Below are 20,876 nucleotides of genomic sequence, written 5' to 3' on the forward strand. Positions count from 1 at the left end.
TTTTGGCACGCTGTTGAGTTCTCAAGGAACGGTCGCTTCCTTTGTACTCACCCTCTCGGGCTTTCCTCCGGGCGCTTCCCTTCGGTCTTGCGTTTCCGACTCTATCAGATCTTTTCTCGATCCGATTCCCTGTCGGCGGGTTTTGCCTGAAGGCCTTGGCTTTCGCTCGTCGGCCTTTCGACATTCACTACGTTAACCGATTCGCCGTCCAACTCATAATCGAGTCCGTCGGCGTCGAATTCAGGCATGCGGGCACGCCGAATTCGCCCCCGCTGAGGGGGATGTAGCTAGGTAGTGGGTTGTCCGCTTCCGGCTGCTGGCGAATGCCGTACCCGGGTCAAGCGGCTCGGGCTACATTACGCACCTGGGGAGGGCGCGTCAACTTCGGCGGCGCCGCGGGACATGGGCCCGATAGGGGCTCACGGTCGGGTCGTTGGCGATCCAGTAGCGCCAGGGGTGCTCGGCGCCTTCGCCGCCCACTCCGGTGCGGGGGCCGCTGAGTACCTGGTCGGAGGGCACGGGGGTGCCGCTCAGCATGCGGAGGGGGGTCTCTTCGGAGGTGCACGCGTCGGTGCCGTCGAGGGAGCGGTCCACGTCCAGGGCTGTGGCCAGACGGGCCGGGCCTTTGGCCAGTTCCTTGTCATTGCGGGCCGAGAGTCGACGGGTGCGGGCCAGCTCGGCACCCTCGATGATCTCCCCCGCGCGCAGGAGGACGGCGCTCGCCTTGCCCTCGGGCCCGCACACGAGGTTCATGCAGAACCACATGCCGTAGGTGAAGTAGACGTAGACGTGCCCGGGCGGACCGAACATGACGCCGTTGCGTGCCGTGCGACCGCGATATGCGTGGGAGCCGGGGTCGCTCTCACCGTCGTAGGCCTCGACCTCTGTGAGGCGGAGGGCGATCGGACCGTCCGGGGTGGTGCGGACCAGGATGCGGCCGAGCAGGTCGGGGGCGACATCGAGGACGGGCCGGTCGAAGAACTCCCTGGGCAGGGGCGTACGGTCGGGGGTCGCGATCATGCCGTCCGAGGGTACTTGAGACGGGTGGCGCGGCGGGGTGGCAAGCGGGCACCGGCCTTGTCAGGGTGAGGGCATGGAACCGGCCACGGCCGGATCGCGTTTGTAGGGATCAGGGATCCACCCGTAGTGGGCGAGAGGGAGAGACATGGCGTTCAAGAAGCTGCTCGCGAGCCTGGGGGCCGGCGGGGCTTCAGTCGAGACGGAGCTGCACGAGGTCAACGTCGTGCCGGGCGGTGTCGTCCAGGGCGAGGTGCGGATCCAGGGCGGGACCGTGAACCAGCAGATCGAGGGGCTCTCGGTCGGGCTGCAGGCCAAGGTCGAGGTGGAGAGCGGCGACCAGGAGTACAAGCAGGACATCGAGTTCACGAAGTCGCGGCTGGGCGGGGCGTTCGAGCTGCAGGCGGGTGCGGTGCACGCGGTGCCTTTCGGGCTGGAGATCCCGTGGGAGACGCCGATCACGATGATCGACGGGCAGGCGCTGCGCGGCATGAACATCGGGGTGTCGACGGAGCTGGAGATCGCGCGGGCCGTGGACTCCGGTGACCTGGACCCGGTCAACGTGCACCCGTTGCCGGCGCAGAAGGCGATCCTCGACGCGTTCATCCAGCTGGGCTTCCGGTTCAAGAACGCGGACATGGAACGCGGTGTCATCCGCGGTACGCGCCAGCGGCTGCCGTTCTACCAGGAGATCGAGTTCTTCCCGCCGCAGCAGTACCGGGGGCTGAACCAGGTCGAGCTGAGCTTCGTGGCCGACGAGCACGCGATGGACGTGGTGCTGGAGATGGACAAGAGGCCGGGTCTGTTCAGCGAGGGCAGCGACACCTTCCGGTCGTTCCAGGTGGGTCTGAACGACTTCCGGGGGACCGACTGGGTCGCGTACCTCAACCAGTGGCTGTCCGAGGTCGGCAGCAAGCGCAACTGGTTCTAGGCTCGGGGGCGACCGCAAGAACCGATCAGGAGGTACCGAGGTGACCGAGCTCAAGCGGCGGCCGCTCCCCCACGACTTCCATCCGCCCGTACCGTCGTTCACGGTGACGAGCAAGGACATCGAGGAAGGGGCGACGCTCCAGGACGCTCAGGTGAAGGCGGCCGGCAACACCTCGCCGCAGCTGCGGTGGGAGGGCTTCCCGCCCGGGACCAAGAGCTTCGCCGTGACCTGCTACGACCCTGACGCTCCGACGGGCAGCGGGTTCTGGCACTGGGTGCTGTTCGACATCCCCGCGTCGGTGACCGAGCTGCCGGCGGGTGCGGGCGGCGGCGCGTTCGAAGGGCTGCCCGAGGGCGCGGTCCACGCTCGTAACGACTTCGGCAGCAAGGACTTCGGCGGGGCCGCGCCGCCGCCCGGGGACGGACCGCACCGGTACGTGTTCACGGTGTACGCGGTGGACCAGGAGAAGCTCGGTCCGGACTCGGACGCCAGCCCGGCCGCCGTGGGCTTCAACCTGCGGTTCCACACCATCGGGCGGGCTCAGCTGATCGGTGAGTACGAGGTGCCTGCCGAAGGCTGAGTGACCCGCTGGGCCATCCCGGCGTTCATGCAACGTTTGCCCGCTCCTGGTCTTGGAATTGATCAGGAGCGGGCATTTTTGTTGCCGGGGGTCGCGGGGGTCACCCCCCGTGGGAGCAGCAGATATTGCGTTGTCCATCTCGGCGTGCCCGGCCAGAGTTGATCCCAGCCCGCCAGGGGGTGGGCGGGTGCACACGGGAGGTGGGCTGGTATGCGGGACACGCTGGTACTCAACGCGAGCTTCGAGCCGCTGTCGACGGTGACGCTGAACCGAGCCGTCGTTCTGGTGCTTCAGGACAAGGCCGTCGTCGAGCAGGCCCACCCCGAACTGCGGATGCGGGGAGCCGCGGTCGACATACCCGCGCCGCGGGTGATCAGGCTCTGTCAGTACGTACGGGTGCCGTTCCGAAGACGAGCGCCGTGGTCGAGGCGGGGTGTGCTGGTCCGGGACCGGCACCGGTGCGCGTACTGCGGGAGGCGGGCGACGACCGTGGACCACGTGGTGCCGCGGTCGCAGGGTGGGCAGGACACCTGGCTGAACACGGTGGCCTCGTGTGCGGAGGACAACCACCGGAAGGCGAACCGGACGCCTCAGGAGGCGGGTATGCCGCTGCTGCGGGAGCCGTTCGAGCCGACGCCGGCCGATGCGATGTTGCTCGCGCTGGCGCAGGAGGACTTTGCGGCGCTGCCGGAGTGGCTGGTGCTGGACGCGGCGTGACCCATCGCCGTGGCGGCTGCGGTGGTGTTCCGGTGTGCAGGTTGAATGTGGTTGATCGCGCAGTTCCCCGCGCCCCTGAGGAGAAGGTGGGTGCGGGGAACTCGCGTTGAGGTGCTGTCAGTCGATCGACGGCTTCTCGCGGCGTTCCTGGGCCGGTACGGGTGCGCTGGTCGTGCCTGTGTTGCCGCCGCCGATGCCGCCGAAGTTGCCCATCGCGCCGGAGAGGCCCTTGAGGGCGTCGCCGATTTCGCTGGGGACGATCCAGAGCTTGTTGGCGTCGCCTTCAGCGATCTTGGGGAGCATCTGGAGGTACTGGTAGGAGAGGAGCTTCTGGTCCGGGTCTCCGGCGTGGATGGCCTCGAAGACGGTGCGGACGGCCTGGGCCTCGCCCTCGGCGCGGAGGGCGGCTGCCTTGGCCTCACCTTCGGCGCGCAGGATCTGGGACTGCTTCTCGCCTTCGGCGCGCAGGATCTCGGACTGCCGGACACCTTCGGCCTGGAGGATCGCGGCGCGCTTGTCGCGGTCGGCGCGCATCTGCTTCTCCATCGAGTCCTGGATGGAGGTGGGCGGTTCGATCGCCTTGAGTTCGACGCGGTTGACGCGGATGCCCCACTTGCCGGTCGCCTCGTCCAGGACGCCGCGCAGTGCCGCGTTGATCTCCTCGCGGGACGTCAGGGTCCGCTCCAGGTCCATGCCGCCGATGATGTTGCGGAGCGTGGTGACGGTGAGCTGCTCGATCGCCTGGATGTAGCTGGCGACTTCGTAGGTGGCGGCGCGGGCGTCGGTCACCTGGTAGTAGATGACCGTGTCGATGTTGACGACCAGGTTGTCCTGGGTGATGACCGGCTGCGGCGGGAAGGGCACGACCTGTTCGCGCAGGTCGATGCGGTTTCGGATGGTGTCGATGAACGGGACGACGATGTTGAGCCCCGCGTTGAGTGTCCGCGTGTAGCGGCCGAAGCGCTCGACGATGGCCGCGCTGGCCTGTGGGATGACTTGGATCGTCTTGATCAGGGCGATGAAGACCAACACCACCAGGATGATCAGGACGATGATGACCGGTTCCATCGTCGTTCCCCGTACCTCTCTCCGCCTCGGCGTCTTCGGCAGATCTTATGGTTGTCGAAGATCTTGCTGGACGAGTCTGACAGACCGTCGCGTACCTCGCGAGAGGTTCCCTTCAGTTCCGTCGTGCGAGGTCACATGACGATCGCGGTGGCTCCTTCGATGTCCACGACGTCCACTTCCTGGCCTACTTCGTAAGCACGGTCGGTGTCGAGGGCGCGGGCCGACCACACCTCTCCGGCCAGCTTGATCCGCCCGCCCGAGGCGTCGACGCGTTCCAGGACGACGGCTTGTCTTCCCTTCAACGCGTCGACCCCGGTCGCGAGTTGGGGCCGCTGAGCGCGATGCCGGTTCGCGATGGGGCGTACGACGGCGATGCCCGCGGTCGAGACGGCGGCGAAGACGGCCACCTGGGCGACGGCTCCGCCGCCGAAGACGCCGGTGGCCACCGCCGCGGCGATCGCGCCCACCGCGAGCATGCCGAGTTCGGGCATCGCGGTGATCACGAGCGCGATGCCGAGCGCTGTCGCGCCGATCAGCCACCACAGCCATGCGTCGATTTCCACATGGGCATGGTAGGTCCGCGGGCCCTGTCGCCGACAGGGCGCCCGTCGTGTGAAATGCCGTTCGCGCCCTGGGATTTGCGGTGTTCCAGGGTCGGGTCAGGACAGCGGGAGGCCCTGCGCGGTCCAGCGCTCGCCCACCTGTTCGACGACGAGCGGGAGTCCGAAGCAGAGCGAGAGGTTGCGGGAGGTGAGCTCCAGCTCCAGCGGGCCGGCCGCGAGGACCTTGCCCTGGCGGATCATGAGGACGTGCGTGAAGCCCGGGGGGATCTCCTCGACATGGTGGGTGACCATGAGCATCGAGGGGGCGATCGGGTCCCGGGCGAGGCGGCCGAGGCGGCGGACCAGGTCCTCTCGGCCGCCGAGGTCGAGGCCGGCGGCGGGCTCGTCGAGGAGCAGCAGCTCAGGGTCGGTCATCAGGGCGCGGGCGATGAGGGTGCGCTTGCGCTCGCCCTCGGAAAGGGTGCCGAACCTGCGCTCCAGGTAGTCGCTCATGCCGAGGCGGTCGAGGAAGGCGCGGGCGCGCTGCTCGTCGATCTCCTCGTAGTCCTCGTGCCAGGTGGCGGTCATGCCGTAGGCGGCGGTGAGCACCGTCTCCAGGACCGTCTGGCGCTTGGGGAGCTTCTCGGTCATGGCGATGCCGGCCATACCGATGCGGGGGCGCAGCTCGAAGACGTCGGTGCCGGGCCTGCCGAGGGTCTCGCCGAGGATGGCGGCGGTGCCCGAGCTGGGGTAGAGGTAGGTGGAAGCGAGGTTGAGGAGGGTGGTCTTGCCGGCTCCGTTCGGGCCGAGGATGACCCAGCGCTCGCCCTCCTTGACCGACCAGGAGACCTGGTCCACCAGAGCCCGGCCCTCGCGGACCACGGATACGTCCTGAAGCTCCAGAACATCGCTCATGAGCGCGTTGTCTCCCCTTGCAGTGTGGCCGGTCTCGGCTGTCGCTTACGCCTGTGGCTCGGTCCGCCGCGCCTGTGGGCGCAGCCCTCCATGAAATCTACGCCACCGGTCGTACCGGGCGTTCCCTCGGTCCGGCCCTAGGGTTGAGGGCATGCTCACGGAACCGCGCGCTGGACGTCTCGCATCTTGGGGAAATGCCCTTTTGGCCGGACTTGTCTCACCGGATGACGCCGTGCTCGCCATCGTCGGCGAGGACGCGGTGCATCGGGTGGAGGGGTTGCCCGGGGAGTCGGGCCAGGTCGGGCTGACGCTGGCGCTGGGGCGGCTGCGGAAGCTGGGAGCGACCGGGCTGCGGGTCGCGCTTCCCGCCCCGGGGCATCCGCTGGGGCTGAGCGGGCCGCCGGAGTTCAACGCGCGGGCGCTGGAGGCCGAGGAGGCGGTGGTCTGTCACGGGGCCGCACTCGGGTTGGTGCCGGACGTGTACGAGGCCGGGCCGGTGGGAGTGCAGGTGGAAGTCGTTTGGCATGTGCTGCCCGTGCGGGAGGCGCCGCCTGCGGATGTGCCGTCGCTGGGTGAGGCGGAGCGGGAGCTCGCGGAGGCCCTCCGGGAGGCGACCGAGGTGCTCACGCGGCTGGACGTGGCCGGGTCGGGGCCGGTGGCGGAGGCGGCGGTCGATGCGTATCGGGCCCGGGCCGAGCGGGGGCGGGAGGTGCTGGCGCCGGGGTATCCGTCGCGGGCGGTGCGGGTGCTGGAGTTGGCGCAGCGGGTGGGGACGCTGATCGCTGTGGCGACCGAGAGTGGGCACGGGGGTGCGGTGAGTTCGTCCGAGATCTCTGCTCGGCGGGAGGCGTTGCGGCCGGTGGAGCGGACCGCTCGGCGGGCGCAGGTCGCGGCGTACAACTCCGTCGTGGAGGAGCGGGAGCGGGGGGTGCGGTGACTGTTTGGCGGGCAGGTGCTGGGCGCTGGCGCCGAGGTCGGGGCGTTGCGCAGCCCGGCGGTGCGGGGTGCCGCTGCGCCCACCCGTGCCGCCCTTAGCGGCACGACTGCCCGCAGCTGAGGTGGAGCCGTGTGCCGCTGCGCCCGCCCTCCCCCATCGCCCCGGCGGGACGACCGCCCGCAGCTGGGTTGACCGGCCTCCCAGGGTGGAGCTGGGAGGCCGGTGGTCGCCTTCGGCTGGGAGGCGGAGGCTCGGTGTCAGTGGTTGACGGCGAGGTTGCCGAAGGCGGGGTTCAGGACGCCCACGACGTTCACGCTGTTGCCCGACACGTTGACCGGGACGTGCACCGGGGCCTGGACCACGTTGCCCGAGCCGACGCCCGGGGAGCCCACGGCCTTGCCGTCGGCGTGCGCGCTGGTGGCGGAGGCCATACCGGCGCCCGCGACCAGCAGACCACCGGTCACCATCGTCACGGCTGCGGCCTTCTTCAGGTTCTTCACTTCTGAGCCCTCCTTGCGATTGCCGCGGCAGTCGCCGCAGCACGCACTGGAGAACGGCGGAGATCCACCGAGGATGCGCCATCCGGGGGACATTCCCACGACGGTATGAATCTCAGCCTGGAATGGAACCTTCCGTCGGCCGTGGGGCGAGCGGGTCAGCCCGTCACACCATGACGAACGGCCCACAGCGCCGCCTGCGTCCGGTCGGCCAGGTCGAGTTTCATCAGGATGTTCGAGACGTGGGTCTTGACGGTCTTCTCGGAGAGCACGAGGGCACGGGCGATCTCCCGGTTGGAGCGGCCGTCCGCTATCAGGCCGAGTACCTCGCGTTCCCGGTCAGTGAGCGAACCGGCCCGTCCCGGAGTCGAGTTGGCCTCCTCCTGGGACAGCAGGGCACCGGCGACCTCGGGCTGGAGGAGGATGTGCCCGGCGTGGACCGAGCGGATGGCTCCGGCGAGGGCGTCGGGGTCGACGTCCTTGTAGACGTAGCCCGCGGCGCCCGCGCGCAGGGCGGGGACCACCGTGCGCTGTTCGGTGAAGCTGGTGACGACCAGCACGCGGGCGGGGTTGTCCAGTTCGCGGAGCCGGCGCAGGGCGTCGACTCCGTCCATGCCCGGCATCTTGACGTCCATGAGGATGACGTCGGGCTTCAGTTCCTCCGCGCGGTCGACTCCCCCGGCGCCGTCGGCCGCCTCGCCGACGACCTCGATGTCGTCCTGGACTTCGAGGAACGTGCGCAGGCCCCGGCGGACCACCTGGTGGTCGTCGACGAGCAGGACCTTGATCACGTCAGCCACCGGGGACCTCCATCTCGATCGTGGTGCCCTTGCCGGGCGCCGATTCCACGGTCAGCGTGCCGCCGGCCCCGCTCGCCCGGTCTCGCATGGAGACCAGGCCGAGGTGGCGGCCCGCGCGGCGGACCGCACCGGGGTCGAAGCCGCTGCCGTCGTCCGTGACGCGCAGGACGGCTCCGCTGCCGCGGCGGTCCAGCGTCACGTCGACGTGGTCGGCGCCGGAGTGGCGCAAAGCGTTGTGCAGGGCCTCCTGCGCCACCCGCAGGACGGCCTCCTCCTGGGAGGCGGGCAGGGCCTTGACGCCACGGCCGACGAAGGTCACGCGGGCGGTGTGGGCGCGGTCGAGGACCTGGATCTGGGTGCGCAGGGTGGCGACCAGGCCGTCCTCGTCGAGGGCCGCCGGGCGCAACTCAACGACCGCGGCCCGCAGTTCGTCGGCGGCCTCGGCGGCCAGTGCGGCCACCTGCTGGAGTTCGCCCTTGGCGCGGGACGGGTCGCGGTCCACCAGGGCGGTGGCAGCCTGGGCCGTCAGCCGCAGGGAGAACAGCTTCTGGCTGACCGCGTCGTGCAGTTCGTGTGCCAGGCGGGAGCGCTCCTCGGCGATGGTGAGTTCGCGGCTGCGTTCGTACAGGCGGGCGTTGGTCAGAGCGATCGCGGCGTGCTGGGCGAGGATGCCGAGCAGTTCCTCGTCGTCCTCGGTGAAGCCGCAGCCGCCCTCGGGCTTCGGGCAGTTCTTGTTCGCCAGGAACAGCGCGCCGATGACCTCGTCGCCGTCCCGGATCGGCAGGCCCAGGAAGTCGACCAGGTCGGGGTGGGCCTTCGGCCAGCCCTCGAAGCGGGGGTCCTTGCGGACGTCGGCGAGGCGCTCGGACCTGGTCTGGTGCAGCATCGCGGCGAGGATGCCGTGCTGGCGCGGGAGGGGGCCGATGGCCTTCCACTGCTCGTCACTGACGCCGTCCACCACGAACTGGGCGAATCCACCGTGGTCGTCCGGTACGCCGAGCGCGGCGTACTGCGCGTCGAGCAGCTCGCGGGCCGAGGCGACGATCGTCTTGAGGACGTCGCGCACCTCGAGATGCCTGCTCATGGCCAGCAACGCGGAACTCACCGCGGCGAGGCCGGACCGGGGACCGTGGCTCATGTCCTCACGGTACCGGCGGGCCGTGACGGCGCGGATGGGACCGGTGGCCGCGTGTGCCCGGTCCGGTGGACCTAGGTCGCGGGGCGGAGGCGGACGGAGCCGGTCCGTGCGCCGCACCTGCCCGGAAGCGCCTCACACAGAGCATCGCTTGAGCAACTTGCAGTGAGACCGGACCCGACCGGATGTGAGCCCGCCCATAGGATCCACGTCACGTACGAAAGGACGTAGGAGACAAGTCGGGCCTTTTGAGCGGGGCGGATGGCCCAATCTGCCCCGATTTGCCCCTCCCTGGTCCACTATCGCCTTTCGTACGTCACACCTTTGCCACGCAATTTTGCGGCCGCTAAGAATTGCTGCCGTCGCTCAGCGCCGTGGGTTCACCTCCGCGGCGTTCGTGTCGGAAACACACCGAGTCCAACGCCGGACGCCGAGCGACTCCCGCGCTATTCGAAGAGGTCCAGAACCACCATGCCCAAGAACATCTTCAGCCGTGGCCGCAGTCGCACCCTGACCCGTCACCACAAGATCGCCATGGCGGGTGTCGCCACCCTCGGCGCCGCCGCCATCGGGTTCTCCGCAGTGCCCAGCGGTGCCTCGACGAAGACCACGACCGAGGCCGCTCAGCCGGCTGCGGTGGCGTTCAGCACCGAGCAGATCAAGGACGTCAGGGCGAGCGTCACCGACCAGATGGCCGGTGCCAGCCTGAAGGCGGAGCAGATCGAGGCGAAGAAGAAGGCCGACGCCGCTGCCGCCGCCAAGAAGAAGGCCGAGGCGGCGGCCGCGAAGAAGAAGGCCGAGGCCGCGAAGAAGAAGGCCGAGGCCGCGAAGAAGAAGGCCGAGGCCGAGCGCCAGGCCAAGGAGGCGGCGAGCCGCGCCGCCAAGCGCGCCGAGGCCAAGAAGGCCGCCAAGAAGGCCGTCAAGAAGACCTACCCGAACAACCTCGACGGCTGGATCCGCGAGTCGCTGGACGTCATGAAGAAGCACGGGATCCCCGGCTCCTACGACGGCATCAAGCGCAACATCATCCGGGAGTCCTCGGGTAACCCGAAGGCGATCAACAACTGGGACATCAACGCCATCAACGGCATCCCGTCGAAGGGTCTGCTGCAGGTCATCCCGCCGACCTTCAAGACCTGGCACGTCCCCGGCACCTCCTGGGACATCTACGACCCGGTCGCCAACATCACCGCCGCCTGCAACTACGCGGCCGACAAGTACGGCTCGATGGACAACGTCAACAGCGCGTACTGAGGCCGGCGCGGACCTCTGCTCGCTGCACGGAGCGCCGAAGGGCGGCAGCCTCCTGAGGAGGCGCCGCCCTTCGGGCTTGGCGGAGCGGTGACTAGTTGCGCATGACCTCCGGCTCGTGGCGGCGCAGGAAGCGCGCCACGAGGAACCCGCAGAGCACGCCGAGGGCGAGCAGCGCGCCCATGTCCATCGCCCAGGCACCGGCCGTGTGCTCCCACAGCGGGTCGTTGTCGCCGGCCGTCTCGGGCGGGCTGATCCTGTTGAAGTCCAGCGTGGCCCCGGAGGCGGCGACCGCCCAGCGTGACGGCATCAGGAACGAGAACTGGTTGGCGCCGATGGAGCCGTGCAGGGTGAACAGGCAGCCGGTGAACACGACCTGGATGATCGCGAACATCACCAGCAGCGGCATGGTCTTCTCGGCGGTCTTGACCAGTGACGAGATGATCAGCCCGAACATCATCGACGTGAATCCCAGGGCCATGATCGGCACGGACAGCTCAAGCAGCGTGGCACTGCCGAAGATCAGCCCCTCCTCGGGGATCTCCCGGCCGGCGAAGCCGATGACGCCGACCAGCAGGCCCTGCAACACGGTGATCATGCCGAGCACGAACACCTTGGACATCAGGTACGCCGAGCGGGACAGGCCGGTCGCGCGCTCCCGCTCGTAGATGACCCGTTCCTTGATCAGTTCTCGGACCGAGTTCGCCGCGCCGGCGAAGCAGGCGCCGACCGCGAGGATGAGCAGGACCGTGGTGGCCGTGCCGTTGGGGATGATCCGGCCGGTCTTCGGGTTGGCCGGGTTGGGCAGCAGGCCCCGGTCCGCGTCGATGAGCAGGCTCACCGCGCCGAGCACGGCCGGCAGGATCACCATCAGGGCGAGGAAGCCCTTGTCCGACGCGATCACCGAGACATAGCGCCGGACCAGTGTGACGAACTGGGACATCCAGCCCTGCGGCTTCGGCGGCTTCATCGCCTGCATCGACGGAGCCTGTACGGACTGCGGCGCTCCGGCGTCGATGTCGGCGGCGTACATCTGGTAGTGCTGCGAGCCCTTCCAGCGGCCCGCCCAGTCGTAGTCGCGGTAGTTCTCGAAGGCGGAGAAGACGTCGGCCCAGGAGTCGTAGCCGAAGAAGTTGAGTGCCTCCTCCGGCGGGCCGAAGTAGGCCACCGCGCCGCCGGGCGCCATCACCAGCAGCTTGTCGCACAGGGCCAGCTCAGCCACGGAGTGGGTGACGACGAGTACCGTACGGCCGTCGTCGGCGAGACCGCGCAGCAGCTGCATCACGTCGCGGTCCATGCCCGGGTCGAGGCCCGACGTGGGCTCGTCCAGGAAGATCAGCGACGGCTTGGTGAGCAGTTCCAGAGCCACCGAGACGCGCTTGCGCTGGCCACCGGAGAGGGACGTGACCTTCTTGTCCTTGTGGATGTCGAGCTTGAGTTCGCGCAGCACCTCGTCGATGCGGGCCTCGCGCTCGGCCGCCGTGGTGTCGGCGGGGAAGCGCAGCTTGGCCGCGTATTTGAGGGCCTTCTTGACGCTCAGCTCCTTGTGCAGGATGTCGTCCTGCGGGACCAGGCCGATGCGCTGGCGCAGTTCGGCGAACTGCTTGTAGAGGTTCCTGTTGTCGTAGAGGACCTCGCCCTGGTCGGCCGGGCGGTAGCCGGTGAGTGCCTTGAGCAGGGTCGACTTGCCGGAGCCGGACGGGCCGATGACCGCGATCAGCGACTTCTCCGGGACGCCGAAGGAGACGTCCTTGAGGATCTGCTTGCCGCCGTCGACCGTGACGGTCAGGTGGCGGGCGGAGAAGGACACCTCACCGGTGTCGACGAACTCCTCCAGCCGGTCGCCGACGATGCGGAAGGTCGAGTGGCCGACACCGACGACGTCGGCCGGACCGAGCAGCTGCGTGCCGCCCTTGGGTATCGGCTGACCGTTGACGTACGTGCCGTTGTGGGAGCCCAGATCGCGGATCTCCATGCGGCCGTCGGGCGTGGCGTGGAATTCCGCGTGGTGGCGGGAGACCTGGAGGTCGGAGACGACCAGGTCGTTCTCGAGGGCACGGCCGATGCGCATCACGCGGCCGAGAGAGAACTGGTAGAAGGTCGTCGGGCTGCGGTCCCCGTGGGCCGGCGGCGGCCCCGCGACGCCGTCGGGGCCCTGTTGCTGCGGGATCCGGGCCGCTTGCTGCTGCGGCTGCTGCCAGTCGGCCTGGGCCTGATGCGGCGTCTGCTGGGCGGGGGCCTGCTGGGCCCAGCCCGTGTTCGCGCCCTGCGCGGCGTAAGGCTGGGGGTGGGCCTGCGGTGTCGCGACGGATGCCGCGGCGCCGGAGAGGTTCAGGCGCGGTCCGTCGGTGGGGTTGCCCAGGTTCACCGCCGAGCCCGGGCCGAGCTCCATGTGCTGGATCCGCTGCCCCCGCACGAACGTGCCGTTGGTGCTGCCGTGGTCCTCGATGACCCAACTGCGGCCGTTGAAGCTGACCGTGGCGTGACGCCAGGAGACCCTGGCGTCGTCGAAGACGACGTCCCCCTGCGGATCGCGTCCGAGGGAGTATGCCCTGGACGGATCGAGCGTCCAGGTACGTCCGTTTGATTCCAGTACGAGTTCCGGCACTCCATGCCCCACTGAGTTGTCCCCCGAATTACCCCCGACATGGGGAGTCTAGGGATGTCGAACATCGGGTGGAACTATTTCAGGAGCGGTCCCGTGACTGAAAGGCGGGCCTTGCGGCGACGGTGTGCGGGCGCGTCAGCCGATTCCGTTGACGGGGTTGAAAACGGGCCGGAGAGTGGTATTTCGACGCGAGGGGGACCTGCGCGGTGTTCCCGCCGCGTAGCGGATCGGGGGGTCTGCCATGGGTACTGCCACAGCCGCCGGGTCGGCGAAGGACGCCGCGCGCGTGCCGTGGGGGGACGTGCTGATGTCCGCCGTAGCCGCCGTGAGCTGGGCGTTGATCGCGATGGCGGGTACGGCGGCGCTGGGCCTGCGGCTGCTGGAGGCGGACGCGGCGGGCTCGCCTGGGCCGATGACCGCGGCGGTGGTGGCCCTGGCGGCGGGTGGTTCGGTCACGCCGTCCGGTGACGTGACGGCGTTCGGCCTGTCGGCCGTGGAGGCGGACACGGCCATCGAGATCACGCCACTGGGCGTGAGTCTGGCCGGGGCGCTGTTGCTGTCGTACTTCTTCCTGCGGTCCTTGCGCGGGGCGGGAGTTGTGATCCCGCCGGCCGAACTCCTCGCGCGTGCGGGCACGGTGGTGGCGCTGTTCGTGGCGATGCTGGGCGGGCTGGCGTGGGCGGGCCACGACGTCGTCACGATCGACGGCGGTTCACTGGGGCTGGACGACCTGACCGGGGGTGACGGGGATGGCGGTGTGCAGGTCCCGGGGCTCGGGGACGTCGGCGGACTGCTGCCGGACCGGCTCGGCGACCTGGCGGGCGCGCGGGCGGCGGTCGGTTTCACGGTGGACACGGTGCCCACGCTGCTCGGTGGTCTCGGATGGTCGGCCGGGGTCCTTCTGATCGCCCTGCTGGCCTCGCGCCGGACTCCGCTGCCGCGGGGCTGGGAGGCCGTGCACCGGGTCGTGCGGCCCGCCGTGTCCGCGGTGGTTTCCGTGCTGCTGGTGGCGGTGGCGGCGGGGTTCGCGGCGGCGGTGTGCGCGGCGATCGGCGACGACCACCCCCGGCGTATCGCCGGAGCCGCGCTGCTGGGGGCGCCGAACGGGGTGTGGCTGGGCGTGCCGGTCGGCCTGCTCGTGCCGTGGGACGGCCGGGCGACGGGTGCGCCGGCCCGTTTCCTGCCGGACCCGCTGGACGACCTGCTCAGCGTCCGCTCCGACCAGCCGGTGACGCTGGGGCGGCTGGCCGAGTTGGACGGGCGGGTGTGGCTGCTGGGGGTCGCGGCGGCGCTGATGATGCTGCTCGCGGGGGTGCTGGTGGGAGTGCGGACGCCGGTGGGGGGTGTGGCGGGGGCAGCCGGATACCGGCGAGGGCCGGGGCCGGGTGGCGCACCGTCCGCGAGGGCTGGGGGCGTGGCGGGCCCGGGCAGCGCCGGGCCGGACGGAACGGGGAGCGCGCTGAGCCCCGGTGTCGCACGGACGCGTGGGATCGGCGGCATACCAGGAGCGGGTGCCCTTGGTTTCGCGAGCCGGTGCGCGCTGCGGCTGGGCGTCGCGACCGCGGTCGCCCTGCCGCTGCTGACCTGGCTGACGGAGGTGTCCGTGACCGCCTCCCTGTCCGTGCTCGGCTTCGACGCGTTCGGGGCGGGCATCGAGCTGCGCGGCCATCACGCCTTGGCGCTGGTGCTGGGCGCGGTGTGGGGTGCGGGGGCCGGGGCCGTGGGGGCCCTGCTCGCGTGGGCGAGCGGGGCGGCGGGGCGGTCCGCGTCGCCGTTGGCCCGGACAGGCGGGGCGGACGCCGAGCGCACCGGCGAGGACAGGGGTTCTGGGCGGGCAGGGCCGGGGTCCGTCGGCGCGGGGCGGTCCGGCCACGGGGGCGACACCGGGCGGTGGACTGCCTGGGCCGAGCCGGACACCGCGCGGGCACCGCACGAGCAGGAGGCCGGACCATACGCATCGAGCGCGCCCCACCGAGAAGGACCCGGGGCCTACACCCCGAGCACACCGCACACCGCGAGAGCCGGGCCGTACCCCCCAGGCACACCGCACGCAAAGGAACCCGGACCGCACGCATCCAGCCCGCCGTACCCAGAAGGACCCGGGCCCTACACCCCGGGCACACCGCATCGGCCGCCGAACGCGGCCACCAATCCGTATCTCCGGGTGCCGGAGGAGTTGCGGGGGCCGGAGGATGCGCGGCCCGTTGAGGGGCAGCGGGGCGAAGGGGCGGGGCGGCGGCCCGGTGAGGCACCCTGGTCCGGTGAGTACCCGGGGCGGGGCCGGTCCTCTCGCCCGGGGCAGGCTCCGCCGCCCGGGCGGCCCGCACCGCCCGGTGAAGCCGGCCCGTCCGGTGAAGCCGGTCCGCCTGGTGAAGCCGGTCCGCCCGGCGAAGCCGGTCCGCCCGGCGAGACACTGCAGGCCGGCGAGACCGGCGGCCCGGCAGACGGTGACGTGTACGGCGCGCCGACCGTGGCCCGGCCGGCCGGGCCTCCTCCCCGGGGACCCCGGCAGCCGCCAGGACCGAGAGGCGGCAACCGCCCGGCCGGGCCGGGCGACGGACCACCACCTCCGCCCCCTCCCCCGCCACCGAGGAAGCCCCGAGGTGGAAGGTGAGACGGGGCTGCCGGTCCGATCGCACCGCCGCGTAAGGTTCACGCCACCGGCGCGACACCCACTGTTCGCTGTCCGCAGGGCGGACCTCAGGGGCGGTCCGACCTGCCTGCCGGATACGGTGGAACCACCATGAGCGCTTCGCAGACCTCGTCCTCCGACGTCCCCACCCTCCTTGTCAAGATCTTCGGCAAGGACCGGCCGGGCATCACGGCCGGCCTGTTCGACACCCTCGCCGCCTACTCCGTCGACGTCGTCGACATCGAGCAGGTCGTCACCCGTGGCCGAATGGTGCTGTGCGCGCTCGTGACCGAGCCGCCCCCCGGACTCGAGGGTGACCTGCGGGCGACCGTGCACAGCTGGGCCGAGTCGATGAGGATGCAGGCGGAGATCATCTCCGGTCTCGGCGACAACCGGCCGCGCGGACTGGGCCGCTCCCTGGTCACCGTGCTGGGGCATCCGCTCACCGCGGAGGCGACGGCTGCGATCGCCGCGCGGATCACGAAGACCGGCGGCAACATCGACCGTATCTTCCGGCTCGCCAAGTACCCCGTCACCGCGGTCGAGTTCGCGGTGTCCGGCGTGGAGACCGAGCCGCTGCGCACCGCGCTGGCGACCGACGCGGCGAAGCTCGGCATCGACGTCGCGGTCGTGGCCGCCGGTCTGCACCGCCGCGCGCAGCGCCTGATCGTCATGGACGTCGACTCCACGCTCATCCAGGACGAGGTCATCGAGCTGTTCGCCGCGCACGCCGGCTGCGAGGAGGAGGTCGCCGAGGTGACCGCCGCGGCCATGCGCGGGGAGCTGGACTTCGAGCAGTCCCTGCATGCACGGGTGGCGCTGCTGGAAGGGCTGGACGCCTCGGTCGTGGACAAGGTGCGCAGCGAGGTGCGGCTCACCCCGGGCGCCCGCACCCTGATCCGTACGCTGAAGCGGCTCGGCTACCAAGTCGGCGTCGTCTCGGGCGGATTCACCCAGGTCACGGACGATCTGAAGGAGCGGCTCGGGCTGGACTTCGCCCAGGCCAACACACTGGAGATCGTCGACGGCAGGCTGACGGGCAAGGTCACCGGCGAGATCGTCGACCGCGCGGGCAAGGCCCGGCTGCTGCGGCGGTTCGCCGCGGAGGCTGGCGTGCCGCTGTCGCAGACCGTGGCGATCGGTGACGGCGCCAACGACCTGGACATGCTGAACGCGGCCGGTCTCGGTGTCGCCTTCAACGCGAAGCCGGTGGTACGCGAGGCCGCGCACACCGCGGTGAACTTCCCCTTCCTGGACACGGTGCTGTATCTGCTCGGTGTGACCCGTGAAGAGGTCGAGGCGGCGGACACGCTCGAGGCGAACTGAGCCCGGTCGAAGCGGCCAGGCGGGCCCGGTACCGGTGCGGTTCCGGGCCCTTGTTCACAGCCGGTGCGCCGCGGTCACGCCAGGGCGGTCATTCGGCCGGTGCCCAGTAGTCCTGGAGCGCGGCCACGCCCGGCTCCACGCTCTTCCAGGAGCCGGTGAACGACAGGACGGCGAAGGCTGCCGCCGGGAACCCGCGACGGCTCATCCGCTCGCGCGCGTCGTCCTCGGCCGAGCCCGCGAGGATCTCTGCGAGACCCTGGATCCCCGGGTTGTGGCCGATCACGAGGACGTTCTGCGCGTCGTCGGGGGTTTCGTTGAGCAGGGTGATCAGTTCGCCCGGCGAGGCCTCGTAGATCCGCTCCTCGTAGACGGTTTTCGGCCGCTGCGGGAATTCCTGGACGGCGAGCTTCCAGGTCTCGCGGGTGCGGACCGCGGTCGAGCACAGGGCCAAGTCGAAGGGGATGCCGGTGTCGGCCAGTCGGCGCCCGGCCTCCGCCGCGTCTTTTCTGCCCCGGTCAGCGAGCGGACGCTCGTGATCGGTCACCTGTGGCCAGTCGGCTTTCGCATGGCGGAAGAGGGCAATCCTGCGGGGTTCTGCGACGCTCATGAGATCCAGCTTCGCATGAAACACGCCATGGGGCGCAGGGAGTTGGCCACCGGTTTCCGGTGGTACTCAGCGGGACATCAGCCGCTGCACGCGCTCGAGGAGGTGGGTGAGCGCGGGGTCACCGGTGGCGGCGTGGGCGTCGGACGGGTTCAGGATCAGGGCGAGCAGCGCGGCGAAGGCGAGCGCGGGCAGGGCGAGGGCCCACCAGGGCAGCCGGCTGTCGGCGCCGGCCCGGGCGGCCGGGCGGGGCCGGGTGTGCGTAGGGGCCGACATGGGTGCCTCCGCTCCTCGAGTGATCGGTGGCCCGCGTCTGGCGGCCACACATCGAAGCTACGGAATCGGCGGCCGGCGACCCATCCGGTGACCCACCCACTTGACCCTGACCCATACCCCCTAGGGGACAGGGGGGTCAGCCCCACCATGGACCGGGTGCGGGCCGGCCGGCCGAGGGCCGGTCATGGTGAGGCGATCGTCGCGATGACGGCGATGACGATGAAGATCGCGAAGAACGCGCCGAACACGAGCAGCATCTTCTTCTGACCGTGCTGGGGATTCGGGTCGAGCACTGGCATGGGGCCAAGTCTCGCACCCGCCGGCCGCGCCGGGCGCCCCGGGGTGCCGCCGGGGCGCCGGGACCTGCTCAGCGGTCGGCCTCGTCCTCCACGGTGCGGTCCCGGCCCGCCAGGAAGCCGAAGACCATCTGCGGGATCATCAGGGCGCTCATGAGCGCGATCGGCAGGCCCCAGCCTCCGCTGTGCTGGTAGAGGACGCCCACGAGCAGCGGGCCCGGGATGGAGATCAGGTAGCCGGTGCTCTGTGCGAAGGCCGACAGCTGGGCCACTCCCGGCCCGGTCCTGGCCCGCATGCCGACCATGGTGAGGGCGAGCGGGAAGGCGCAGTTGGAGACGCCGAGCAGCACGGCCCAGGCCCAGGCGCCGTCGGCGGGTGCGAGGTACAGCCCGGCGTAACCGGCGAGGCCGCAGACGCCCAGGGCGAGCACGATCGGGCCCTGGTGCGGCAGCCGTGTCGCCAGCCGCGGTATGACGAAGGCCAGGGGCACGCCCATGACCATGGTGACCGCCAGCAGCAGCCCGGCGGTGCCCGCGGGCACACCGGCGTCCCGGAAGATCTGCGCCATCCAGCCCATGGTGATGTAGGCGGCGGTGGCCTGGAGGCCGAAGAAGGCGGCCAGGGCCCAGGCGGTACGGCTCCGCGTGACCCGCGGCCGCGGCGGCTCCTCGCGGGCCGGTGCCGCCGGGGTGCGGTGGCCGGCCGGCGAGTCCTCGCGTGCGGCTTCCGTGCGGCGGCCGGCGATCCGCGAAGTCGCCGCCCGGCCCTCCACCGGCCCTTCGCCGCGGTTCTCCGTGGCCCGCTCCTGCCGCCCGGAATCCTCCGCGCGTCGCCGTACGAACGGCAGCCACGGCAGGATCGCCGCCACCGCGAGGCTCGCCCAGAGGGAGAGGCCCGACCGCCAGCTTCCGCCCAGCGCGTCGGTCAGGGGCACCGTGACCGCCGCCGCGAGGGAGGTGCCCAGGGCCAGCGCCATGGAGTACAGGCCGGTCATGGAACCGACGCGGTCGGGGAACCAGTGCTTGACGATGACCGGCATCAGGACGTTGCTGACCGCGATGCCCATGAGGGCGAGTGCGCTGGCGGCGAGGAAGCCGGCGGTGCCGCCGGCGTGCGGCCGGACCAGCAGGCCGGTGGCGATGGCGGCCATGCCGGCGCACACCACGGCGCCCGCTCCGAAGCGGCGGGCCAGCCGCGGGGCCATGACGCCGAAGACGGCGAAGCACAGGGGCGGTACGGAGGTGAGCAGTCCGGCGACGCTGCCGCTCATGCCGAGCCCGTCACGGACCTCCTCCAGGAGCGCGCCGAGGCTCGTGATGGCGGGGCGGAGGTTCAGCGCGGAGAGCACGATGCCGAGGACGAGCAGCCGTTTCGGCCATGCGCGCGTGGCCGGGCCGCCGCTTTTCCCGGCGTCGCGGGCGGCCGGGCGGCGCACGGTCGGGGGCGTCATCGTCCGGGTCTTCTCAGCAGCCATGCGGCCCATCATAGAATCATGGGATGATTTACTTCCGGTCCGGTTCGATCCGATCCGGTCCGGTCCGGTCCGGTCCCGGACGCTCGCGGGCGTACCGGCCGTGCGAAGGTGAGTCATGCCCCTGAGCCACCCCCGGCGCTCCGCGCTGTCAGAGCAGGTCATCGCCGCGCTGCGGGCCCAGATCACCTCGGGCGAATGGCCGGTCGGGTCCCGGATCCCGACCGAGCCGGAGCTGGTCGAGCAGCTGGGTGTCGCCCGCAACACGGTCCGCGAGGCCGTCCGCGCGCTCGCGCACAACGGCCTGCTGGACATCCGCCAGGGCTCCGGCACGTACGTGGTGGCGACCAGTGAGCTGGCCGGCGTGATGCAGCGGCGGTTCGCCGGCGCCGACCCGCGGCACATCGCCGAGCTGCGTTCCACGCTGGAGTCGTCCGCGGCCAGGCTGGCCGCCGAGCGGCGTACGGAGAAGGACCTCAAGCAGCTCGACACGCTGCTGCTGCGGCGTGAGGAGGCCTGGGAGTCGGGCGACGCGGAGACCTTCGTGACCGCGGACGCGACCTTCCACCTGGCCGTGGTGTCGGCCTCCCACAACGACGTCATGACCGCGATGTACGCGGATCTGGGCGAGGTGCTGAGGGACTGGCTGCGCGAGGACGTCGGAGAGGAGCTGACGCCGGAGACGTACATGGAGCACGGGCGGCTGCTCGACGCGATCCGCGCCGGGGACGCGACTCGGGCGGCTCAGGAGGCCGCCCGCTATCCGTTCCTGTGCCGGCCGGGCGGGGTCAGCTCCCCCTCCGGTGACTGATCCACGCCTGGTCGACCTCTTTCCAGCAGCGTCCGGCCAGCCGCACGGTCTGGGCGGGCTCGGCCGCCACCGCGGAGCTGTCGGTGTCGATGTCCCACCAGCGGGCGCACTCGATGTGCAGGCTCACGTGATCGGTCTCCGGGTACGGGTTGTGGCAGTACGCGACCACCCGGGAGCCGTCGGTACGGACCCAGCACGCGGCGCCGAAGGGCGCCGCCGGCTTCCGATGACCGTCGGGCACGCGCGGGTGGGGCACCGCCGGGTACGCCAGGGTCAGCACGAGAGCGACGGCCAGGGGCAGGGAGGCCGTTCGGCGGGAGAAGCGCACAAGGGGACCTCCTCGGCCGTGCTGGGGAGGGGATCGCGTGGTGGACGCGTGATCAAGCCTGCCCAGCTGTGGGCCGCCCCGCCCGGCCGGATGAGCCGAACGGGTGACGCCCCGCTCCCCGCGCGCTGCGGGA

21 protein-coding genes are annotated in these 20,876 nt (G+C 70.9%); 8 read left to right on the forward strand and 13 right to left on the reverse strand.

Going from position 1 to position 20,876, the window contains the following annotated elements; translation table 11 throughout:
• Positions 1–378 precede the first annotated feature (378 nt).
• Positions 379–1,020, reverse strand: a complete 642-nt coding sequence (locus IE212_RS24460) for a DNA-3-methyladenine glycosylase (RefSeq protein ID WP_190200087.1) — start codon at positions 1,018–1,020, stop codon at positions 379–381.
• 145 nt (positions 1,021–1,165) lie between these two features.
• Between IE212_RS24460 and IE212_RS24465 the strand changes: the two genes are divergently transcribed.
• The 3 genes from IE212_RS24465 to IE212_RS24475 all read left to right on the forward strand — a co-directional run bounded on the left by IE212_RS24465 (position 1,166) and on the right by IE212_RS24475 (position 3,245).
• Entirely contained in the window at positions 1,166–1,948 is a 783-nt protein-coding gene (locus IE212_RS24465; protein ID WP_190200088.1) for a sporulation protein, read from the forward strand.
• A 40-nt stretch (positions 1,949–1,988) separates the two neighbouring features.
• Positions 1,989–2,528 (forward strand): YbhB/YbcL family Raf kinase inhibitor-like protein, encoded by a 540-nt coding sequence (locus IE212_RS24470; protein ID WP_190200089.1) that lies wholly within the window; start codon positions 1,989–1,991, stop codon positions 2,526–2,528.
• A 210-nt stretch (positions 2,529–2,738) separates the two neighbouring features.
• On the forward strand, positions 2,739–3,245 hold the full coding sequence (locus IE212_RS24475; RefSeq protein WP_190200090.1) for an HNH endonuclease: 507 nt from the start codon (positions 2,739–2,741) through the stop codon (positions 3,243–3,245).
• A 117-nt stretch (positions 3,246–3,362) separates the two neighbouring features.
• Here the strand turns inward: IE212_RS24475 and IE212_RS24480 are convergent, their stop codons facing one another.
• From IE212_RS24480 to IE212_RS24490, 3 genes are all read right to left on the reverse strand, one after another.
• A complete protein-coding gene (locus tag IE212_RS24480; protein ID WP_190200091.1) occupies positions 3,363–4,313 on the reverse strand; it encodes an SPFH domain-containing protein in 951 nt (316 codons plus the stop codon).
• A gap of 131 nt (positions 4,314–4,444) precedes the next feature.
• A complete protein-coding gene (locus tag IE212_RS24485) occupies positions 4,445–4,876 on the reverse strand; it encodes an NfeD family protein (protein ID WP_190200092.1) in 432 nt (143 codons plus the stop codon).
• 96 nt (positions 4,877–4,972) lie between these two features.
• Positions 4,973–5,770 carry an ABC transporter ATP-binding protein gene (locus IE212_RS24490; protein ID WP_030248899.1) on the reverse strand — a complete coding sequence of 266 codons (798 nt, stop codon included), beginning with the start codon at positions 5,768–5,770 and terminating at the stop codon, positions 4,973–4,975.
• 151 nt (positions 5,771–5,921) lie between these two features.
• Between IE212_RS24490 and IE212_RS24495 the strand changes: the two genes are divergently transcribed.
• Positions 5,922–6,707 carry an Rv1486c family protein gene (locus IE212_RS24495; RefSeq protein ID WP_190200093.1) on the forward strand — a complete coding sequence of 262 codons (786 nt, stop codon included), beginning with the start codon at positions 5,922–5,924 and terminating at the stop codon, positions 6,705–6,707.
• Between the two features lie 257 nt (positions 6,708–6,964).
• Here IE212_RS24495 and IE212_RS24500 read toward each other — a convergent pair whose 3' ends face one another.
• The 3 genes from IE212_RS24500 to IE212_RS24510 form a co-directional block, all read right to left on the reverse strand.
• Entirely contained in the window at positions 6,965–7,207 is a 243-nt protein-coding gene (locus IE212_RS24500; RefSeq protein ID WP_190200094.1) for a chaplin, read from the reverse strand.
• Positions 7,208–7,362: 155 nt separating this feature from the next.
• Positions 7,363–8,004, reverse strand: coding sequence for a response regulator (locus tag IE212_RS24505; RefSeq protein ID WP_190200095.1), 642 nt, complete (start codon positions 8,002–8,004; stop codon positions 7,363–7,365).
• Positions 7,997–9,142 (reverse strand): GAF domain-containing sensor histidine kinase, encoded by a 1,146-nt coding sequence (locus tag IE212_RS24510; RefSeq protein WP_190200096.1) that lies wholly within the window; start codon positions 9,140–9,142, stop codon positions 7,997–7,999. Before IE212_RS24510 ends, IE212_RS24505 begins: the two co-directional genes overlap by 8 nt.
• 468 nt (positions 9,143–9,610) lie before the next feature.
• On the opposite strand from IE212_RS24510, the gene IE212_RS24515 reads away from it, so the two are divergent.
• Entirely contained in the window at positions 9,611–10,393 is a 783-nt protein-coding gene (locus IE212_RS24515) for a transglycosylase SLT domain-containing protein (protein ID WP_190200097.1), read from the forward strand.
• A 91-nt stretch (positions 10,394–10,484) separates the two neighbouring features.
• Here the strand turns inward: IE212_RS24515 and IE212_RS24520 are convergent, their stop codons facing one another.
• Complete coding sequence (locus IE212_RS24520) at positions 10,485–12,998, reverse strand: ABC transporter ATP-binding protein/permease (protein ID WP_190200098.1); 2,514 nt, start codon at positions 12,996–12,998, stop codon at positions 10,485–10,487.
• Positions 12,999–13,239: 241 nt separating this feature from the next.
• On the opposite strand from IE212_RS24520, the gene IE212_RS24525 reads away from it, so the two are divergent.
• A complete protein-coding gene (locus tag IE212_RS24525) occupies positions 13,240–15,612 on the forward strand; it encodes a streptophobe family protein (RefSeq protein ID WP_190200099.1) in 2,373 nt (790 codons plus the stop codon).
• A 129-nt stretch (positions 15,613–15,741) separates the two neighbouring features.
• A complete protein-coding gene (serB, locus tag IE212_RS24530) occupies positions 15,742–16,956 on the forward strand; it encodes a phosphoserine phosphatase SerB (protein WP_190200100.1) in 1,215 nt (404 codons plus the stop codon).
• Between the two features lie 88 nt (positions 16,957–17,044).
• On the opposite strand, the gene IE212_RS24535 is transcribed toward serB, so the two are convergent.
• From IE212_RS24535 to IE212_RS24545, 4 genes are all read right to left on the reverse strand, one after another.
• Complete coding sequence (locus tag IE212_RS24535) at positions 17,045–17,563, reverse strand: SixA phosphatase family protein (RefSeq protein WP_190200101.1); 519 nt, start codon at positions 17,561–17,563, stop codon at positions 17,045–17,047.
• Between the two features lie 66 nt (positions 17,564–17,629).
• Positions 17,630–17,836 carry a hypothetical protein gene (locus IE212_RS24540; protein ID WP_190200102.1) on the reverse strand — a complete coding sequence of 69 codons (207 nt, stop codon included), beginning with the start codon at positions 17,834–17,836 and terminating at the stop codon, positions 17,630–17,632.
• Between the two features lie 182 nt (positions 17,837–18,018).
• On the reverse strand, positions 18,019–18,135 hold the full coding sequence (locus IE212_RS35460; protein ID WP_097215821.1) for an SGM_5486 family transporter-associated protein: 117 nt from the start codon (positions 18,133–18,135) through the stop codon (positions 18,019–18,021).
• A gap of 68 nt (positions 18,136–18,203) precedes the next feature.
• Entirely contained in the window at positions 18,204–19,619 is a 1,416-nt protein-coding gene (locus IE212_RS24545; RefSeq protein ID WP_190200103.1) for a CynX/NimT family MFS transporter, read from the reverse strand.
• 103 nt (positions 19,620–19,722) lie between these two features.
• Here IE212_RS24545 and IE212_RS24550 point away from each other — a divergent pair, with 103 nt between their 5' ends.
• Complete coding sequence (locus IE212_RS24550) at positions 19,723–20,415, forward strand: FadR/GntR family transcriptional regulator (protein ID WP_190200104.1); 693 nt, start codon at positions 19,723–19,725, stop codon at positions 20,413–20,415.
• On the opposite strand, the gene IE212_RS24555 is transcribed toward IE212_RS24550, so the two are convergent.
• The gene (locus tag IE212_RS24555; RefSeq protein WP_190200105.1) at positions 20,393–20,743 is read right to left on the reverse strand and encodes a hypothetical protein; all 351 of its coding nucleotides are present in this window, start codon (positions 20,741–20,743) and stop codon (positions 20,393–20,395) included. The genes IE212_RS24550 and IE212_RS24555 overlap by 23 nt on opposite strands.
• Positions 20,744–20,876 lie beyond the last annotated feature (133 nt).

The sequence above is a fragment of the Streptomyces djakartensis genome, assembly GCF_014651075.1.
GTDB lineage: Bacteria > Actinomycetota > Actinomycetes > Streptomycetales > Streptomycetaceae > Streptomyces > Streptomyces djakartensis.

What these genes read in the sequence shown, in the direction of transcription:
- IE212_RS24465 (WP_190200088.1), top strand. Translation starts at nt 1,166, where the DNA reads ATGGCGTTCAAGAAGCTGCTCGCGAGCCTGGGGGCCGGCGGGGCTTCA.
- IE212_RS24480 (WP_190200091.1), bottom strand. Translation starts at nt 4,313, where the DNA reads ATGGAACCGGTCATCATCGTCCTGATCATCCTGGTGGTGTTGGTCTTC.
- IE212_RS24475 (WP_190200090.1), top strand. Translation starts at nt 2,739, where the DNA reads ATGCGGGACACGCTGGTACTCAACGCGAGCTTCGAGCCGCTGTCGACG.
- IE212_RS35460 (WP_097215821.1), bottom strand. Translation starts at nt 18,135, where the DNA reads ATGCCAGTGCTCGACCCGAATCCCCAGCACGGTCAGAAGAAGATGCTG.
- serB (WP_190200100.1), top strand. Translation starts at nt 15,742, where the DNA reads ATGAGCGCTTCGCAGACCTCGTCCTCCGACGTCCCCACCCTCCTTGTC.
- IE212_RS24550 (WP_190200104.1), top strand. Translation starts at nt 19,723, where the DNA reads ATGCCCCTGAGCCACCCCCGGCGCTCCGCGCTGTCAGAGCAGGTCATC.
- IE212_RS24535 (WP_190200101.1), bottom strand. Translation starts at nt 17,563, where the DNA reads ATGAGCGTCGCAGAACCCCGCAGGATTGCCCTCTTCCGCCATGCGAAA.
- IE212_RS24515 (WP_190200097.1), top strand. Translation starts at nt 9,611, where the DNA reads ATGCCCAAGAACATCTTCAGCCGTGGCCGCAGTCGCACCCTGACCCGT.
- IE212_RS24460 (WP_190200087.1), bottom strand. Translation starts at nt 1,020, where the DNA reads ATGATCGCGACCCCCGACCGTACGCCCCTGCCCAGGGAGTTCTTCGAC.
- IE212_RS24495 (WP_190200093.1), top strand. Translation starts at nt 5,922, where the DNA reads ATGCTCACGGAACCGCGCGCTGGACGTCTCGCATCTTGGGGAAATGCC.
- IE212_RS24540 (WP_190200102.1), bottom strand. Translation starts at nt 17,836, where the DNA reads ATGTCGGCCCCTACGCACACCCGGCCCCGCCCGGCCGCCCGGGCCGGC.
- IE212_RS24545 (WP_190200103.1), bottom strand. Translation starts at nt 19,619, where the DNA reads ATGATGGGCCGCATGGCTGCTGAGAAGACCCGGACGATGACGCCCCCG.
- IE212_RS24490 (WP_030248899.1), bottom strand. Translation starts at nt 5,770, where the DNA reads ATGAGCGATGTTCTGGAGCTTCAGGACGTATCCGTGGTCCGCGAGGGC.
- IE212_RS24525 (WP_190200099.1), top strand. Translation starts at nt 13,240, where the DNA reads ATGGGTACTGCCACAGCCGCCGGGTCGGCGAAGGACGCCGCGCGCGTG.
- IE212_RS24510 (WP_190200096.1), bottom strand. Translation starts at nt 9,142, where the DNA reads ATGAGCCACGGTCCCCGGTCCGGCCTCGCCGCGGTGAGTTCCGCGTTG.